17 protein-coding genes are annotated in these 15,629 nt (G+C 64.4%); 5 read left to right on the top strand and 12 right to left on the bottom strand.

Annotation, left to right across the window (positions count from 1 at the left end; genetic code table 11):
* Positions 1–185: 185 nt before the first annotated feature.
* Positions 186–395 (bottom strand): cold-shock protein, encoded by a 210-nt coding sequence (locus KU43P_RS21320; RefSeq protein WP_003254922.1) that lies wholly within the window; start codon positions 393–395, stop codon positions 186–188.
* A 328-nt stretch (positions 396–723) separates the two neighbouring features.
* Between KU43P_RS21320 and dcd the strand changes: the two genes are divergently transcribed.
* Entirely contained in the window at positions 724–1,290 is a 567-nt protein-coding gene (gene dcd, locus KU43P_RS21315) for a dCTP deaminase (RefSeq protein ID WP_317659406.1), read from the top strand.
* Between the two features lie 96 nt (positions 1,291–1,386).
* Entirely contained in the window at positions 1,387–1,599 is a 213-nt protein-coding gene (locus KU43P_RS21310) for a hypothetical protein (RefSeq protein ID WP_317659405.1), read from the top strand.
* On the opposite strand, the gene pdeM is transcribed toward KU43P_RS21310, so the two are convergent.
* From pdeM to KU43P_RS21260, 10 genes are all read right to left on the bottom strand, one after another.
* The gene (gene pdeM, locus KU43P_RS21305; RefSeq protein ID WP_317659404.1) at positions 1,600–2,259 is read right to left on the bottom strand and encodes a ligase-associated DNA damage response endonuclease PdeM; all 660 of its coding nucleotides are present in this window, start codon (positions 2,257–2,259) and stop codon (positions 1,600–1,602) included.
* Complete coding sequence (locus KU43P_RS21300) at positions 2,256–4,718, bottom strand: ligase-associated DNA damage response DEXH box helicase (protein ID WP_317659403.1); 2,463 nt, start codon at positions 4,716–4,718, stop codon at positions 2,256–2,258. The genes pdeM and KU43P_RS21300 overlap by 4 nt, the downstream gene beginning before the upstream one ends.
* Positions 4,719–4,785: 67 nt before the next feature.
* The gene (locus KU43P_RS21295; protein WP_317659401.1) at positions 4,786–5,901 is read right to left on the bottom strand and encodes a succinylglutamate desuccinylase/aspartoacylase family protein; all 1,116 of its coding nucleotides are present in this window, start codon (positions 5,899–5,901) and stop codon (positions 4,786–4,788) included.
* An 80-nt stretch (positions 5,902–5,981) separates the two neighbouring features.
* Entirely contained in the window at positions 5,982–7,640 is a 1,659-nt protein-coding gene (locus KU43P_RS21290) for an ATP-dependent DNA ligase (RefSeq protein WP_317659400.1), read from the bottom strand.
* Positions 7,637–8,653: a ligase-associated DNA damage response exonuclease gene (locus tag KU43P_RS21285; protein WP_317659399.1), complete on the bottom strand. Its 1,017-nt coding sequence runs from the start codon at positions 8,651–8,653 to the stop codon at positions 7,637–7,639. Before KU43P_RS21285 ends, KU43P_RS21290 begins: the two co-directional genes overlap by 4 nt.
* Before the next feature lie 209 nt (positions 8,654–8,862).
* Positions 8,863–11,304, bottom strand: a complete 2,442-nt coding sequence (locus KU43P_RS21280) for a penicillin acylase family protein (protein ID WP_317659398.1) — start codon at positions 11,302–11,304, stop codon at positions 8,863–8,865.
* Between the two features lie 146 nt (positions 11,305–11,450).
* Positions 11,451–11,654 carry an SEC-C metal-binding domain-containing protein gene (locus KU43P_RS21275; RefSeq protein ID WP_011532538.1) on the bottom strand — a complete coding sequence of 68 codons (204 nt, stop codon included), beginning with the start codon at positions 11,652–11,654 and terminating at the stop codon, positions 11,451–11,453.
* A 7-nt stretch (positions 11,655–11,661) separates the two neighbouring features.
* Positions 11,662–12,138, bottom strand: coding sequence for an LEA type 2 family protein (locus KU43P_RS21270; RefSeq protein ID WP_317659393.1), 477 nt, complete (start codon positions 12,136–12,138; stop codon positions 11,662–11,664).
* Between the two features lie 2 nt (positions 12,139–12,140).
* A complete protein-coding gene (locus KU43P_RS21265) occupies positions 12,141–12,617 on the bottom strand; it encodes a YchJ family protein (RefSeq protein ID WP_317659391.1) in 477 nt (158 codons plus the stop codon).
* 2 nt (positions 12,618–12,619) lie between these two features.
* Positions 12,620–13,114 carry a DUF6231 family protein gene (locus KU43P_RS21260; protein WP_317659389.1) on the bottom strand — a complete coding sequence of 165 codons (495 nt, stop codon included), beginning with the start codon at positions 13,112–13,114 and terminating at the stop codon, positions 12,620–12,622.
* A 158-nt stretch (positions 13,115–13,272) separates the two neighbouring features.
* Here KU43P_RS21260 and KU43P_RS21255 point away from each other — a divergent pair, with 158 nt between their 5' ends.
* From KU43P_RS21255 to KU43P_RS21245, 3 genes are all read left to right on the top strand, one after another.
* A complete protein-coding gene (locus KU43P_RS21255; protein ID WP_317659387.1) occupies positions 13,273–13,965 on the top strand; it encodes an OmpA family protein in 693 nt (230 codons plus the stop codon).
* Between the two features lie 87 nt (positions 13,966–14,052).
* Positions 14,053–14,766: an OmpA family protein gene (locus tag KU43P_RS21250; RefSeq protein ID WP_317659385.1), complete on the top strand. Its 714-nt coding sequence runs from the start codon at positions 14,053–14,055 to the stop codon at positions 14,764–14,766.
* Between the two features lie 20 nt (positions 14,767–14,786).
* Positions 14,787–15,062 (top strand): DUF1145 domain-containing protein, encoded by a 276-nt coding sequence (locus KU43P_RS21245; protein WP_317659383.1) that lies wholly within the window; start codon positions 14,787–14,789, stop codon positions 15,060–15,062.
* Positions 15,063–15,068: 6 nt separating this feature from the next.
* Here the strand turns inward: KU43P_RS21245 and KU43P_RS21240 are convergent, their stop codons facing one another.
* Positions 15,069–15,533, bottom strand: a complete 465-nt coding sequence (locus KU43P_RS21240) for a CopD family protein (RefSeq protein WP_008090634.1) — start codon at positions 15,531–15,533, stop codon at positions 15,069–15,071.
* Between the last annotated feature and the right edge of the window lie 96 nt (positions 15,534–15,629).

Genomic DNA, 15,629 nt, shown 5'->3' with positions numbered 1-15,629 from the left:
GATGTGGGAGCCGGCTTGCCGGCGATGAGGCAGAGGCAGGCGAATGCCCCTTCGGTTCCTATCGCCGGCAAGCCGGCTCCCACAGGGAGAGGTACTATTTCAATGCTTGTGGGCTGTGTTTGACGCAGGCATAAAAAAACCCGCCAGAAGGCGGGTTTTTTTGAAAGCTAGGAAGCTAAATCGACTTAGGCGATTTGAACTTCTTCAGCCTGCATGCCTTTCTGGCCGCGGGTAGCGACGAAAGTAACAGCCTGGCCTTCTTTCAGGGTTTTGAAGCCGTCAGCTTGGATGGCTTTGAAGTGCACGAACAGGTCATCGCCCGACTGAGGAGTGATGAAGCCGTAGCCTTTCTCATCGTTGAACCACTTAACAACACCGGATTGACGGTTGGACATTTTTCTGTCTCCTTGGATAAAGTTGAAAACGGTCAGGAAAATCCCTGGCCGGGACTGAGCGCAAAGAGAGCAGAAAATTCAGCGATGGGCCGATCAGGATCGTGCATCAAACTAGAGATTCTCGGTGTCACGTGCAGCACAGTGGCGTCACCTTAACCCACTTTCCGCAACCTGCCAATCTCCAAGATGGCCTTTGATGAAATTCAGATCGGCGGCGGCCGCAAGCCCCGTCCGGCGCGGGATGCGGCGTGGAACTTTAACCTGGGCGCTGGGACCGGTAAGATGCGCGTCTTGTTTTTCACCTTGCAACCCTTCAGGACACCCCGCCATGAGCATCAAATCGGACAAGTGGATTCGCCGCATGGCGCAGGAACACGGCATGATCGAACCGTTCGTCGAGCGCCAGGTGCGCGGCGAGCAGGACAGCCGAGTCATCTCCTTCGGCGTCTCCAGCTACGGTTACGACGTGCGTTGCGCCGACGAATTCAAGGTGTTCACCAACATCAACTCGGCCACTGTCGACCCCAAGAATTTCGATGCCGGCAGCTTCGTCGACGTCAAGAGCGATGTCTGCATCATCCCGCCGAACTCCTTCGCCCTGGCCCGCACCGTCGAGTACTTCCGCATTCCGCGCAACGTGCTGACCATCTGCCTGGGCAAGAGCACTTATGCCCGTTGCGGCATCATCGTCAACGTCACCCCGCTCGAGCCTGAGTGGGAAGGCCATGTGACCCTGGAATTCTCCAACACCACCACTCTGCCGGCGAAAATCTACGCCAACGAAGGTGTGGCGCAGATGCTCTTCCTCCAATCCGATGAAGAGTGCGAAGTGTCCTACAAGGACCGTGGTGGCAAGTACCAAGGCCAGCGCGGCGTCACCCTGCCGCGTACCTGAGCCGACGAGCGCGGGGAATTCCCCGCGCCTTTGGCACTCCAACGGGTAACCGTGCCGATGTGCATGAGGCGCATCGGCTCTCGTCAGGAGCAGCCAATGAAACTCCATCCCGCAATCAGCGCGAAGCTGGCTGTGCTGCAGCCCAACCAGGTCGGCCTGCTGCCCTGGTCGTTGCTGGCTCACCCGTTGCCGATGCAGGCCGGGGGGGTGCCGCACCAGCCCGAACCCGATACCCCTCAACCGCCCGAACCGAGTGAACCGGGCGATCCCATCAGGCCGGACGAACCACCACCCGCGCCGGTGGCCTGATCAACCGCTCAGCGACCACACGTGACCGTCGCCGGTGACGAATACACGGCTATCTGCGCTCGGTGTGACAGTAAAGCCTCCGGTAAACTCTCCGAAAGCCGGCAGCAGGCTGACCTGGGCGTCGAGCACAAAGCACGGGAGCCGCAGGCGCTGCCGGGCCCGCCCGCGTAACAGGTAGACCGGATGCACATGGCCCGCCAGCACCGGGTATTGGGGGTGCGGCACGGGTTCATGCTGCAAGGCGAAGGGCGCCACCAGCCAGGGTTCGTCGATCACCTCGATGGCCAACCCGGCAGGTGGGTCACCGGCGTGGCGGTCGTGGTTGCCCCGGATCAGTACGATGCGCAGCTCGGCATGCTGTTCGCGCCATGCCTGCAGCTTGGCCAGTGTGTTCGGCGCTCGCGCCGTGCGGGCGTGGAGGAAATCCCCAAGGATCACCAGCTGCTTGCAATCGTATGTGGCCAGCAGCTCACCCAGGCGTACCAGAGTCGCGTCGGTGGTGCCCCGGGGCACAGGTTGGTGCAGCGCCCGATAACTGGCGGCCTTGCCGATATGCACATCGGCCACCAGCAGCGCTTGGCGAGCGGGCCAGTAGATGGCCTTGCCCGGCAGCAGCCAGAGCGTCTCACCGCAATGCTCGACCACCAGGGCGCTGTTCATGGTTCACCATTCCCTCGCATGGCCGCTTTCTCGAGGTCTGCCACCATCCGAGCAATCCGGTCCGCCAGCTTCTCCGTGCTCAACGTTTCGCGCATGCCTTCCACCAGCAGTGCGAAGGCCAACGGCCCTGGCCGTTGCAACACTTGAAGGTCCAACTGCAACTGGCCCATCTTCTGTAATTGCCGTTGCAAACGCTCGATTTCCAGCTCTTCGCGCAACACTTCATCCCGAGCCTGGCCGAGCAGCAGGTTGTGGGCGTCGTGTTTGCGAAACACCTCATAGAACAACCCACTCGAAGCCTGGATCTGGCGGGTGCTTTTCTGCGCAGCCGGGTAGCCGCCGAAGACCAGCCCGGCGATCTGGGCAATTTCGCGAAAGCGCCTCAAGGCCATTTCTCCAGCGTTGAGACTGGCCAATACATCGTCCAGCAAATGCTCGGTGGACAGCGCGGCGGGCAGGTGGGAGGCCCAGTCCACCGGGCTTGGGCTGAGCAGTTCGAAGCCATAGTCGCTGACCGCGATCGACACCGAGAGCGGTTGCTGCCGGCTGACTCGCCAGGCGATCAGGCTGGCCAGGCCCAAATTGGCCATGCGTCCGGCAAACGGGTACAGGAACAGGTGCCAGCCCTGCCGAGATGCCAAGGTCTCGGCCAGCAGTGTCTGCGTGGTAGGCAAGGCCGACCAGCGTGCCTGCAGTGCCAGCAGTGGGCGCACCGCGCGCATTTCCGGGCTGGCGTAGCGGCCGTGGGCAGCGGCATCCAGTTGCTCGACCAAGGCATCGGCCAGTTCGCTGGACAGCGGCATGCGCCCGCCATTCCAACGCGCCACGGCGGCCTTGCGAGCCGTGCTGCGGCGTACGTAGGCGGTCATGTTCTCGACCCTAACCAGCTCCAGCACGCGTCCGGCAAACACCAGCGTGTCGCCTGGGCGCAGGCGGGCTATGAAGGCTTCCTCGACACTGCCAAGGTGCTTGCCACCGCCACCCTTGCTCCAGTACTTGAGTTGCAGGCTGGCATCACTGACGATGGTGCCGATGCCCATGCGGTGTCGCCGTGCCAGGCGTTCGCTGGCCACCCGCCAGATGCCGTCGGGGTGGGCCTCGACACGCTGGTAATCGGGGTAGGCGCTGAGCGAGCTGCCACCCTGGCAGACGAAGCCCAGTGCCCACTGCCACTGGCTGTCGCGCAGGTCGCGAAACGCCCAGGTATCGCGTACTTCCGCCAGCAGTTCTGCAGGGCGAAAGCCCGCGCCCAGTGCCATGCTGACCAGATGCTGGACCAGTACATCCATGCACAGGCGTGGCGAGCGGCGCGCCTCGATATGGCCGGCCGCCAGCGCCTCGCGCGCGGCGGCGGCTTCCACCAGCTCCAGGCTGTGGGTGGGTACCAGGGTGATCCGCGAACGCCGCCCCGGCGCATGCCCTGAACGGCCGGCTCTCTGCATGAGCCGAGCGATGCCCTTGGTCGAGCCGATCTGCAACACCCGCTCTACCGGCAGAAAGTCCACGCCCAGATCCAGGCTGGAAGTACAGATCACCGCCTTGAGCGCCCCTTGCTTGAGGCTCAGTTCGACCCAGTCGCGCGTTGCACGGGCCAGCGAAGCATGATGCAGGGCGATCTGCCCGGCCCAGTCGGGGCGCGCATCGAGCAAGGCCTGGTACCAGAGTTCGGCCTGGGCGCGGGTGTTGGTGAACACTAAACTGCTGGCACTGGCATCGAGTGCATCGGCGACCTGGTCGAGCATCTTCAGGCCCATGTGCCCGGCCCAGGGGAAGCGTTCGATGGCCGGTGGCAGCAGGGTGTCGACGACCAGCCGTTTGTCCTGGCGGCCTCGTACCAGTTGGCCGCCTTGGGGCAACAGCACGTCGAGGGCATGCGGCAGGTTGCCCAACGTAGCCGAAAGGCCCCAGGTCACCAGGCCTGGCCGCCAGCGCCGCAGGCACGCGAGGGCGAGTTGCAGTTGAACGCCACGTTTGTTGCCAAGCAGTTCGTGCCATTCATCGACCACCACCAAGCGCAGGCTGGCGAAGTCGCTTTCGGCCTGGGCGCGGGTCAGCAGCAAGGTCAGGCTCTCGGGCGTGGTGATCAGCGCGCTCGGCAGGCGCCGAGCCTGGCGCGCGCGTTCCGCACTGCTGGTATCGCCGCTGCGTACCGCTACGGTCCAGTTCAGGCCAAGGTCGTCCAGCGGGGCTTGCAAGGCACGTGCGGTATCGGCCGCCAACGCGCGCATGGGCGTGATCCATAGCACTTGCAGCCCGGGGGGCAGGCGCTCGGGTGTCGGCTCGGCAAAGGCGCGCAGGGCGGCAAGCCAGACGGCGTAAGTCTTGCCAGCCCCGGTGCTGGCATGTAGCAGCCCGGATTCGCCTCGACCGACGGCTGCCCAGACCTGCCGCTGGAAGGCGAAGGGCTTCCAGCCGCGCGTGGCGAACCAGGCAGTGGCAAGGTCGGTAGAAGCAGGCATGCGCGGTGTGATCCTTGCAAGGTTGTGCTTCTACAGACCTTGAGCCACGTGCATTGGTTTTACCGGGTCAGTTGGCCAGTAGGTAGCCGGTGCGCAACACCTGTTCGCCGGCGACATGGGCGATGACCATGCCGGCGGTCGCCATGCGGCGCACGCTACGGGCATAGAGCAACCCTGGCTGGGCGGCGCGCACGGCGGTGACGCGGTCGCTGAGCGGGTCGATCACTTCGGCGATCAGCTGCCCGGCCTCCACCTGCTGGCCTGGGCGCACGTGATACACCAGCAACCCCCCCAGCGGCGCCGACACAGGCTCCACGGCTGCCAGCGGCGTCGCGGCGCGTGGCAATGGCGGCAGAGCGGCGGCGTTGCCGGCGATGACGCCGGCATGGGTCAGGTAATTGAGGATCGCCTGGCAGTCTTTGCCCGCCAGGTCGTGGCTGACGTCCGCCTGGCCGCGCAGTTCGACGGTCACCGCAACGCTGCCCAGCGGGATCGGGAAGCGTTTGCCGAAGCGTTGCTGCAGTTGCCACCAGACCAGGCTGAAACATTCGTCGAATGACTGACCGCCGGAGTCGGTGGCCAGCAAGCTGGCCTGGGCACCGAGGTAGCGAGCCAGTGGCTCGACTTGGGGCCACGCCTCGGGAGTGGTGTAGAGGTGTTCGACGGCTTCGAAGTCGCAGTGCAGGTCCAGCACCAGGTCGGCATCGCAGGCCAGCCGCTGCAAGGTCAGGCGTTGCGATTGCAGGGGGGTATGGGCCGGGTGAGCGTCGAGGCCGCGGCGCAGGTACTCGCGAATCAATGCAAGGTTATGCGCGGGGTCTTGGGTCAGATGGCCATCGATCTGGTCGCCGATGCTGTCGGAAAGATCGACGAACTTGCGGTTGAAGTTCTCACCGCTCTGCAGCTCGAAACGCCCCAGCGGCGCGTCCAGCACCACTTGTTCCAGGCCTACCGGGTTGGCCACGGGCACCAGGATGATTTCCCGGCGCAGGCGGCCTTGCTGTTCCAGTTCGGCGAGCTGGCGCTTGAGGTGCCAGGCAACCAGCATGCCAGGCAGCTCGTCGGCATGCAGCGAGGCCTGGATGTACACCTTGGCGCCACCGCGGGGGCCGAAGTGGAAGCTGTGCAATTGGCGGCTGATGCCGGGTACGGGGGAGAGCAGGTCGTGGGTCGAATGGTGCATGGTGGTCCTGAGGGCGTGGCGAAAACGGTGCGACAAAGATAGAAGCATAAAATCGGCCACTGTGCCTCACTGCTTCGTCTTCAGGCCAACAGCGCCTGCAAGGTGGCCAGGTCATCGGCTTCCTCCACCGGCTTGTCCAGTCGCCAGCGCAGCATGCGCGGAAAACGCACGGCAATCCCGCTCTTGTGCCGCTTGGACAAGGCAATGCCTTCGAAGCCAAGTTCGAACACCAAGGTTGGGGTCACGCTGCGTACCGGGCCGAAGGTTTCCACCGTGGTCTTGCGGATGATTGCATCGACCTTGCGCATTTCTTCATCGCTGAGCCCTGAATAGGCCTTGGCGAAGGGCACAAGGGCACGATCCGGCGTGCCGGCGGGCGCGTTCCAGACGGCAAAGGTGTAGTCGCTGTAGAGGCTGGCCCGCCGGCCATGGCCGCGCTGTGCGTAGATCAGCACGGCATCGACACTGAACGGGTCGATCTTCCACTTCCACCAGAGGCCCATGTCCTTGGTCCGGCCCACGCCGTACAAGGCCTCTCGTTGCTTCAGCATCAGCCCTTCGACGCCCAGGCTGCGCGACTGTTCGCGCTGTTCGGCAAGTGCTTCCCAGCTGTCGCCTTGAAGCAACGGCGAAAGCAGCACGGGGGCCAGCGGATAGGTTTCGACCAACCATTGCAGTTGCTGGCGGCGTTCATGTTGCTGGCGGTTACGCCAGTCCTCGCCTTGCCATTCCAGCAAATCGTAGGCTTGCAGGATCACCGGCGCGTCGGCGAGCAGTTTCTTGCCCAGCGTCTTGCGCCCGATCCGTTGCTGCAGCAAGGCGAAGGGTTGCACGGCCAGCATGTCATTGCTGGCGTCCGCCTTCCAGACCAGGATTTCGCCATCGAGCACGACGCCGTCCGGCAAGGTCTGCACCAGGCTGTGCAGCTCTGGAAAACGGTCGGTCACCAGCTCTTCCCCGCGCGACCAGATCCACAGCTGCCCATCGCGCTTGACCACCTGGGCGCGGATGCCATCCCACTTCCACTCGATCTGCCAGTCGCTGGGTGCGCCGAGCAAGGCGTCGAACTGCTCGGTGGGAGCCTGCAGGGCATGTGCGAGGAAGAACGGGTAAGGCTGGCCGCCACGCTGCAGGTGTTCATCGGGCGACTCGGCAGCGACCAGTTTCTGATAGTCGTCTGCCGTGGGGCGGTGGCCGATGTCGGTATAGCCAACCAGGCGCTGTGCCACGCGCTTGCTGTCCAGGCCGGCCAGTTGTGCCAGGGCCCGAGTGACCAGGAGTTTGGACACGCCCACGCGGAAACTGCCGGTGATCAGCTTCAGGCACAGCATCAGGCTCGGGCGGTCGAGCTGGGCCCACAGAGGCGGAAGCCGTTGTCGAATGGCCTCTGGCGGCAATCCGCGCAGCAGTAGCAGATGTACTTCCACCCAATGGGCGAGACCTTCGTCGTTGCCCTGGGAGGTGGTCGGCAGCACCAGGGAAATGGTCTCCGCCAGGTCGCCCACCGCTTGATAGCTTTCCTCGAACAGCCATTCGGGTAGCCCGGCCAATTGCGTGGTCAATTCGCGCAACAGGCGGGTAGGCACCAATTGCCGAGGCCGGCCTCCGGCCAGGAAATACACCGCCCAGGCCGCGTCCTCGGCAGGCGCGCTGGCGAAGTAGTCACGCAGTGCCTCGAGCTTGGCATTGCTGGAGGTGGTCGCATCCAGGCGCAAGTACAGCGCGGCGAAGGCCTTCATGGCTCGGGCTCTGTGATGAGCGCGTCATCTTCGTCGCCGTACTCGGTGACGAATGGGCGGGCATCCAGCCCCTGCTCGTTGAGGTAGCGCACCAACACATTGACCGAGCCATGGGTGACCATCACCCGCTCGGCGCCGGTCTGGCCGATGGCCCATAGCAGCCCCGGCCAATCGGCATGATCGGAAAGCACGAACCCCCGGTCAACGCCACGGCGTCGGCGCGTACCGCGCAGCAGCATCCAGCCGCTGGCGAAGGCATCGCTGTAATCGCCGAAACGCCGCATCCAAGTGCTGCCGGCTGCCGAAGGCGGTGCAAGTACCACGGCTTGGCGCATGAGCGGGTCGTTGCGCGGGATATCGCCGGCGTAACGGGTGGGTGGCAAATGCACGCCAGCCTCACGGTACACCCGGTTCAGCGGCTCGACCGCGCCGTGCACCAGGATCGGGCCAATGCTTGGGTCCAGGCCGTGGAGAATGCGCTGAGCCTTGCCGAAGGCATAACAGAACAACACGCTGGCCTTGCCCTGGTCGCGGTTGCTGCGCCACCAGCTGTTGATGCCCGCGAATATCTGCGCCTGCTCGGGCCATCGGTAGATGGGCAGGCCGAAGGTCGACTCGGTGATGAAGGTGTGGCAACGCACCGGTTCGAAGGCGGCGCAGGTGCCGTCTGGTTCGACCTTGTAGTCGCCAGAAGCCACCCAGACTTCGCCCTCGTATTCCACACGCACTTGCGCCGAGCCCAGCACATGCCCGGCCGGGTGCAGGCTCACGGTGACGCCGTGGTGCTGGATGCGCTCGCCATAGGCCAGGGTTTGCAAGTCGATGTCCGGCCCCAGCCGGCTGCGCAGGATGCCGGCCCCCGGGGTGGCGGTCAGGTAATGACGATTACCGCTGCGGGCATGGTCGCCATGGCCGTGGGTGATGATTGCCCGTGAAACCGGGCGCCAGGGGTCGATGTAGAAATCACCGGGCGGGCAGTACAGGCCTTCGGGGCGGGCGATTACGAGGTCCATGGCGTGGGCGCTGATGGCTGGGGTTACCAGTTAGGAGCGGGGCCAGGGTTGGGAAGTTCGCTTGGGGTTGGATCGTGTTGGTGGGGGAGCGGTGTTTGTCATGGCATTTTTATCGGTCTTGAGATCGAGCGCCGCGCGCGGCGCTCGATCTCAAGACCACTAGAGAATCGACGCCGAGCGCCAGTCACACCTCACGCAATCCCGCGCCATTACCTGCCCGGTACCAGGCTCAACCGCTGACTCCCATACGCCCGCCCAAAGTTCTGCGGTTGCAGCGGCAAGCTCATGAAACGCCCCTTGAACCACGCATCCAGCCCGTCGCTGTAATGCCCGCTGGCCGGGTTGCCGGACTGCCCGCTGCTGGTCAGCACCTGCAACGGCTCGGCCTGGCCGAAGTCGACGATCATCCGCGCCGAAGCCGGCAGATGGGTGTCGAAATCGCTGCCCCAAGCGTACGGCGTCAGCGCCAAAGTACTGAAGTCGCCTCCCGCGGCAAGCGGCGAACGGCTCTGGGTATCGCCCAAGCCGTGATAGGCCGGGGCAGGCCAACGGTACTGGTGCAGCTTGCCCCACTGCCAGGTGCGCAGATCGGCGCCCAGTTGCGCGGTGCCGGCATCCACGGCTGCGGCCAGGCTGCGGGCAAGAATGGCCGGTTTATCTTCCTTCTGCGGCGTGCTGCGGTCATCCCAGAAGGGGCTGTCCTCGCGGCCGAGCAGGTGGTCGGCCTGGGCCGAGTAGGACAGCTGGGCGTTGCTGACGAACGCCTGCCAGGCCGGGCCGGATTCCGGGCCGAGTTCGTCGAGGAAGGCCTGGCGTGCGACTTCCTGCAGGAACAGCTCATACAGCGCCGCATCCGCCGAGGCCGGGCTCAGGCGGCCATCGAAGGCCTTGAGGCGGGCCAAGGCGTCCCGAGCCTTGTCGCCCTGGGCTGGCGGCAGAGCATCGATGGCCTGTTTGAGCGGCTGGGCCATGCCGGGGGCGTCGAACATCTGCTTGAGCTTGTCGGCCAGCAGCGTTACCTGGTCGTTCTGCAGGGCCATCAGGCTGCGGCTGTCATGCCGCCCATTGCCGGCCAGCTGGGCCAGGCGCTCGGCGCGCTCGGGGTAATACCAGGTATTGGACAACTGCATGCCATAACCGCGGGGCAGGCTGCGCTGGTTGGCATGGCCGAGCCAGCCTTCTGGCGGGTCCTGGTCGTAGGGGTGGAGCATCGGGTCGGCATAGCCGTCCCAGTCGTAGCGCCCGTCCCAGCCTGGCGATGGCAGCAGGCCCTGGCCTTCGCGACGGTTGGGGTAACGGCCGCTGACTTGCCAGCCAATGTGTTCGGCTTCGGCGAAGACGAAGTTGAGTGCTGCCGCGGCCACTTCGCGAGTGCTGTCGAAGGCGCGCTCCACCGTTTGTGCGCGGGTCAGGTCGAACAGTGCATCGAGGCTGCGGTCGCCCTTGATCTGCGGCAGGTTCAGCGCCAGGCCCAGGCTTGGGTTGCCGGACTGGGCGAGCAGGGTGCCGTGGCGGGTGTCGTACATCACTTCACGCAACGGCCGCTGGCCACGCACGAAGAAGGTTTCGCTGCGGGCGCGGGCCGGTTGCCATTTGCCATCGGCCAGGTAGCTGACCTGGCTGCCCTGGTGGCGCAACTGCTCCAGGTACAGGTCCTGGTTGTCGGCCATTACCGCGCTGCTGCTCCAGGCCAGCTTGCCGTTGTAGCCGGCCAGCACGATGGGCAGCCCGGGCAGCGAGAGGCCCGCGACCTGGTACTTGCCGGTATGGATCTGCACCGGGCTCAAGGCCCAGGCGGCACGGCTGTCGCTGGCCAGCAGGCTCTTGCCGCTGCGGCTGCGTTGCGGGCCCAGGGCCAGGTTGGCCGAACCCGGGCTGCCAAGCAGGCCCAGGTCGGCGAGCTTCTGGCTGGCTGCGGCCAAGGTTGCCAGGCCAGGCAATTGGCTGTTCAGGTTCAGGCCCTTGAGCTTGTCCACCTCGGCGTCTGCCAACGGTTCATCCGGGGCGCCGGGCAGCAGCCAGGCGAGTTTGTCGCTGCCCACTTTCTGCGCTAGGGTCAGGGCGCTGAGCTCCTCCTGCAGGTTCACCGACTGGCTGAAGGCATACAGGCTGAAAATCAACGCCGAATCTTCAGGCTTCCAGTACTCCGGGCGGTAGCCGCTGCTGGCAAGGTTGGCCGGCAGCTTGTCGCGGTAGCGGAACAGGTAGGCATTGACACCGCGGGCATAGACTTCGAAGAAGCGCTTGAGCCGTGGCGAGGCATCGGCATACAGCTGGGAGGCGTTCTGCTTGAGGTTGGCCGCACGCATCAGACGGTCGATGTCCAGCGCTTCGCTGCCGGCCATCTCGGCCAGGCGGCCCTGCGCCAGCAGGCGCATGGCGAGCATCTGCTCGATGCGGTCACCGGCATGCACATAGCCAAGGCTGAACAGAGCGTCATGGAAGCTGCTGCTTTCGATCAGCGGCGCGCCCATGGCATTGCGCCGTATCGACACGTTCTGTGCCAGGCCCGTGAGCGGTTGCACACCAGTAGTCGGGGGCACACTGTCCTGATAGCCACCCATCTGGCAGCCGGCTAGCCCGAGCATGCCGAGCAGCGTGGCAGCGCTGGCGAACCGCAGGCGGAAGGGGAGAAGGACGGGGGCGGCCATGACAAGGGCTCCTGCAAGGCGTGGCAGTGTTGGAAAGGCGCTAAGGTAGTGAGCGCGCAGTCGCCGTGCAAGGTGCGTCGAAGCTTTATTTACCAGCGGTCGCCAGCTTCAGGCGCAAAGCCCGGAGCTGGCAGCCTGGCACCTGATCAGGCGCCGTGGCACTTCTTGAATTTCTTCTGGCTGCCGCACGGGCACGGGTCGTTGCGGCCGACGTCCTTCAGGGCGTTGCGCACCGGCTCCTGGTGGCCGTGGTTGCAGTGCGGGCCGTGCACATGGCCATGGTCGTGATCGTGGTGATGATCGTGACCGTGGTTGCAGTCTGGGCCATGGACATGGGGTTGCTGGGTCATTGCAGGGTTACTCCGGTAGGAAATCACCGGGGATTATCTCACCACTGCGCGACAAGTGCAGGTCCCGATGGATGATCAGCCCGGTGGCGAGCTCGCCGCGCAATCGGTAGTGCAGCTCATCGTCACTCTTGAGCAGCTTGACCAGCGGCTTGAGGTGCTGCCACAGGTTGGTCCGTGCCGTGATCTTGAACGTGCGCCTTGCATGGCCACCGACGCTGCGCCAGATGCTCGCTTCATCTTCGACCAGCAGCAGGTCGTTGAGCCACAGCGAATAGTTCAGGTTACGGATGAACAGGCGGCTGTCGTTGGGGTTGTCGATGCGCAGGTGCAGGACGAACTCCTGCTCCAGCAGGCGCGCCTTCACGGTCTCGACCTTGACCAGGTGCACCTCGGGGTCGCGCCAGTCGTCATCGCCCCAGATTGCGCAGCCCGACAGCATTGCCAGGAGGGTTCCGAGCAGCAGCAGGCGGGCCTGGGCAATCATGCTCAGTTACCGACGTAGCTGGCGCAGCATTTCTTGAACTTCTGCCCGCTCGCGCAAGGGCAGGGGTCGTTACGTCCTGCCTTGAGCTCGACGGTCGGATCGATGAAGTACCAGCGCCGGTCGTGTTGGACAAAGGCCGACCGTTCGCGATGCTGGTGGTCGCCCTCCTGGTCATGCCAGCGTGCGGTGAAGGTGACGAAGGCGTGTTCGGGCTGGCCGCCAAGCACCTGCGCGCTTTCCACTTCCAGGCCAAGCCAGGTGCTCTGGGCGCTCCAGGCGGCCATGGCATCGCGGTCCAGGCCAGCCTGCTGGGCTGGCAGGGTGGTGGCCACCAGATAATCGATCAGGCCCAGCACATAGGCACTGTAGCGCGAGCGCATCAGCGTCTGCGCGTCCGGCGCCGGGGTACCGACATGGTAGTGCCCGCAGCAGGCGTCGAGCAGGTTGCCGCTACCACAAGGGCAAACCGAGACACTCATCATCACCACCAGTACTTGCCGAAGTTTTCAGGATTGGCCCAGAACTTGGCATTGAGCCAGTCCGGAACCTGCTTATAGTCATGTAGATCATAGGTGAACAAGCTCAGAACCTGCTCATCGCGCCGGAATTTCTCGCTGGCAGACAGCGCCAGGGCGAAAAAGTCGGTGTCGTGCCAGCCACAGGCGGGCAGGTCGGCCAGCACCGCCACGCGGCTGGCATTGAGGTTGCGGATGCCCCCCAGCAGTTCCAGGCCGGTGCGCTTAGGCAGGTGTTCCAGGCAGTCCACCAGCACCGCCAGGTCGAAGCGCTGAGCGGCGAGTGCAGCCGGCAGAGGGCCGGGCGCGGCAGTTTCGATGATCACGTGCGGGTGCGCCTGGGCGAATGCCTCCAAGGCCGGAAAGCGCGTGCCCACCAGCAGCAGACGCTGCGGTGTGAAGCGTTCGAGCAGGGCCGCCAGGGCCTGCTGCGGGGTACGTTGGGAAAAACCGTCGGTCATTGCCAATCCTCGTTCAGGTTGCCCAAGACTAGCGGGCCATTGCGTGTGGGCAAAGGGGCATGTGCCGGGACATGGCTTATTGCTGGCAGGGATTGATTGCGCGGTCTTTACTCCCAGAGATCGGTCTTATGCCGATTCCCCCTAGGAGAAGCAACAAAATGAGCATAGTACGCACAGCGATACCCCTGGTACTGCTCACCAGTGTGTTGACTGGTTGTGCAGGTTTGCAAAAAACCGACTGGCCGAAGTGTGCTGCCGTCGGGGGCGTGGGCGGTGCCGCCCTGGGCGCCATCGAAAGTTCTACGTGGGCGGGTTGGGGCGCGCTGCTTGGCGGTGGCCTGGCGGCGGGTTACTGCTGGGCTCACGGTGATGGTGACGAAGACGGCGATGGCGTGCCAGACAGCCGCGACAAGTGCCCGGGCACGCCACGCGGCGTGCAGGTCGATGCCAATGGCTGCCCACCCGAGCCGGCGCCGGTGGTCGAGGAAGTGGTGGTGCAGAAAGAAGAAGTCATCGTCATCCGTGACGTGCACTTCGAGTTCGATTCCGCCCGCCTGACTGCGGCCGACAAGGAACGCCTTAACACCATCGCTACCCGCCTGAAGCAGGAAGCGCCAAGCGCTCGCCTCAGCGTTACCGGCCACACCGACAGCGTCGGCTCCGACAGCTACAACCAGAAACTGTCCGAGCGTCGTGCACACTCGGTGACCGAATACCTGATCGAGAGCGGCGTTCCGCGCGCCAGCTTCGTCTCGGTGGTCGGTGCCGGCGAGACCCAGCCAGTGGCGGACAATGCCACGGCCGATGGGCGTTCGATGAACCGTCGCACCGAGATCAAGATCCAGCGCTGACGGCCTGCGCCCGCGCCTTGAGAAGTGGCGCGGGCGCGTCTTTACTCCTGTAGGCCGGTTGCGGTCAACGACACAGGAGCATTCATGATGAGTGTTATGTCAAAGGCGGCGCTGCCATTGCTGATGGTCACCAGCCTACTCTCAGGCTGCGCCACCCACAGTGATGGCAGTGCCCCCCTCAATCAAAGGACCTGGCCGATCTGCAGCCTGCTCGGCGGCCTGGCTGGCGGTGGCCTCGGTGCCATCGAGAGTTCGAGCTGGGCCGCAGGCGGGGGAGCCTTGGGCGCCATTGCAGGCGGGCTCATCTGCTACGCCCAAGATGGTGACGAGGACGGTGATGGGGTGTTCGATCGCGGTGATCGCTGCCCCGACACGCCGGCCAATACCGAAGTCGACCACATGGGTTGCCCGTTGCCGCAATACCCGCCGAGCCAGCCTGCGCCTGAACCGAAGCCAGAGGTGATTTCCCTCGACGATCAAGGCCAGGTGATGTTCGCGTTCAACTCCGCAGACCTTACGACCGGCAGTCAGCAGCGGCTGCAAAGCTTGCTGCCGAGGCTCAACGAGTTGGGTGTCACGCGCATCAGGGTGGTTGGCCACACCGACAATGTCGGCTCCGACAGTTACAATCAGGTGCTTTCCGAACGGCGCGCCGCCAGCGTTGCCGAGTACCTGATCAGCCAGGGCCTGGCACCTCAGAAGGTCACCAGTGAAGGACGAGGGGCCAGCGAACCGGTGGCGGAAAACGATACCGAGGAAGGGCGCGCGCACAACCGTCGGGTCGACTTGCACCTCAATTGACCACGAGAAGGGGGCGGCAGATGAAATTCATCCTGGGCCTGGGCAAGGTCCTGACGGTGGCGTTCTGGGGCGTGGTGCTGTTCAACCGGCTCATGCCGCAACCGTTGCCGTTCAACCTGTTGATCAATGCCGCAGGTATCGCGGTGCTGGGCCTGCATGTGCTGGAAGTGTTGTTCTTCAATGGCAGCCTGCGGGGGCGCAGTCATCGCTGGTTCGATCGGTTGCAGATATTGCTGACAGGGATATTCCACGTTATGTCGATACCGCGACAGCCTGAGCTGCCGCGGCGTGGCTGAAGCGTGTTACATCAGTAGCCGCGAGCTGGCCACTGCCACCACGGCCAGCCCCAGCAACAGGTTGACCCCGACCATCCGACGAATCCGGCCCAACACGGCAGCCCCGGCAGCCCAGTCTTCAGCCTGCACCGCTGTTTTCAGCTCTGGCAGCAGCAATGCCTGGATGCGCATGAACAGCGCGAACATGGCAATGCCGCCGCCGATCATCACGTGAATGTATTTCGGGGCTGTCTCGAAGCCGTTGAAACGCATGTGCAACATGCCGATACCACTTATCGCCAGAATGGCCACTGCCAGCCAGACCCATCTGAAGAACCGTCGGAAAACTTCCACCCAGAGTCGCAGCCGGGCTGGCCCCTCAAGGGCTGCAACCGTTGCCGGGCGTAGCACCAGCCAGGCGAAGAACATGCCACCGACCCACACCAGGGCGGCCAGGACATGCAATGTGTAGGGCAGGGCAAAGGCGAGCATCTGGATCTCCATGCGGCACAAAGGGCAATAGCGGGGTATGATAGCCGCCCCATGCGAAACACTGAAAATATATCCAGCCCTCCGGGCGCCTGCAGA

This window comes from Pseudomonas sp. KU43P, from assembly GCF_033095865.1.
Lineage (GTDB): Bacteria > Pseudomonadota > Gammaproteobacteria > Pseudomonadales > Pseudomonadaceae > Aquipseudomonas.
The sequence above is the reverse complement of the archived record's forward strand: the minus strand, read 5'-3'. Positions and strand labels throughout refer to the sequence as shown.

Excerpts from the sequence above, each read along its gene's own strand:
- KU43P_RS21320 (WP_003254922.1), bottom strand. The coding sequence starts at position 395 with ATGTCCAACCGTCAATCCGGTGTTGTTAAGTGGTTCAACGATGAGAAA.
- dcd (WP_317659406.1), top strand. The coding sequence starts at position 724 with ATGAGCATCAAATCGGACAAGTGGATTCGCCGCATGGCGCAGGAACAC.
- KU43P_RS21310 (WP_317659405.1), top strand. The coding sequence starts at position 1,387 with ATGAAACTCCATCCCGCAATCAGCGCGAAGCTGGCTGTGCTGCAGCCC.
- pdeM (WP_317659404.1), bottom strand. The coding sequence starts at position 2,259 with ATGAACAGCGCCCTGGTGGTCGAGCATTGCGGTGAGACGCTCTGGCTG.
- KU43P_RS21300 (WP_317659403.1), bottom strand. The coding sequence starts at position 4,718 with ATGCCTGCTTCTACCGACCTTGCCACTGCCTGGTTCGCCACGCGCGGC.
- KU43P_RS21295 (WP_317659401.1), bottom strand. The coding sequence starts at position 5,901 with ATGCACCATTCGACCCACGACCTGCTCTCCCCCGTACCCGGCATCAGC.
- KU43P_RS21290 (WP_317659400.1), bottom strand. The coding sequence starts at position 7,640 with ATGAAGGCCTTCGCCGCGCTGTACTTGCGCCTGGATGCGACCACCTCC.
- KU43P_RS21285 (WP_317659399.1), bottom strand. The coding sequence starts at position 8,653 with ATGGACCTCGTAATCGCCCGCCCCGAAGGCCTGTACTGCCCGCCCGGT.
- KU43P_RS21280 (WP_317659398.1), bottom strand. The coding sequence starts at position 11,304 with ATGGCCGCCCCCGTCCTTCTCCCCTTCCGCCTGCGGTTCGCCAGCGCT.
- KU43P_RS21275 (WP_011532538.1), bottom strand. The coding sequence starts at position 11,654 with ATGACCCAGCAACCCCATGTCCATGGCCCAGACTGCAACCACGGTCAC.
- KU43P_RS21270 (WP_317659393.1), bottom strand. The coding sequence starts at position 12,138 with ATGATTGCCCAGGCCCGCCTGCTGCTGCTCGGAACCCTCCTGGCAATG.
- KU43P_RS21265 (WP_317659391.1), bottom strand. The coding sequence starts at position 12,617 with ATGAGTGTCTCGGTTTGCCCTTGTGGTAGCGGCAACCTGCTCGACGCC.
- KU43P_RS21260 (WP_317659389.1), bottom strand. The coding sequence starts at position 13,114 with ATGACCGACGGTTTTTCCCAACGTACCCCGCAGCAGGCCCTGGCGGCC.
- KU43P_RS21255 (WP_317659387.1), top strand. The coding sequence starts at position 13,273 with ATGAGCATAGTACGCACAGCGATACCCCTGGTACTGCTCACCAGTGTG.
- KU43P_RS21250 (WP_317659385.1), top strand. The coding sequence starts at position 14,053 with ATGAGTGTTATGTCAAAGGCGGCGCTGCCATTGCTGATGGTCACCAGC.
- KU43P_RS21245 (WP_317659383.1), top strand. The coding sequence starts at position 14,787 with ATGAAATTCATCCTGGGCCTGGGCAAGGTCCTGACGGTGGCGTTCTGG.
- KU43P_RS21240 (WP_008090634.1), bottom strand. The coding sequence starts at position 15,533 with ATGCTCGCCTTTGCCCTGCCCTACACATTGCATGTCCTGGCCGCCCTG.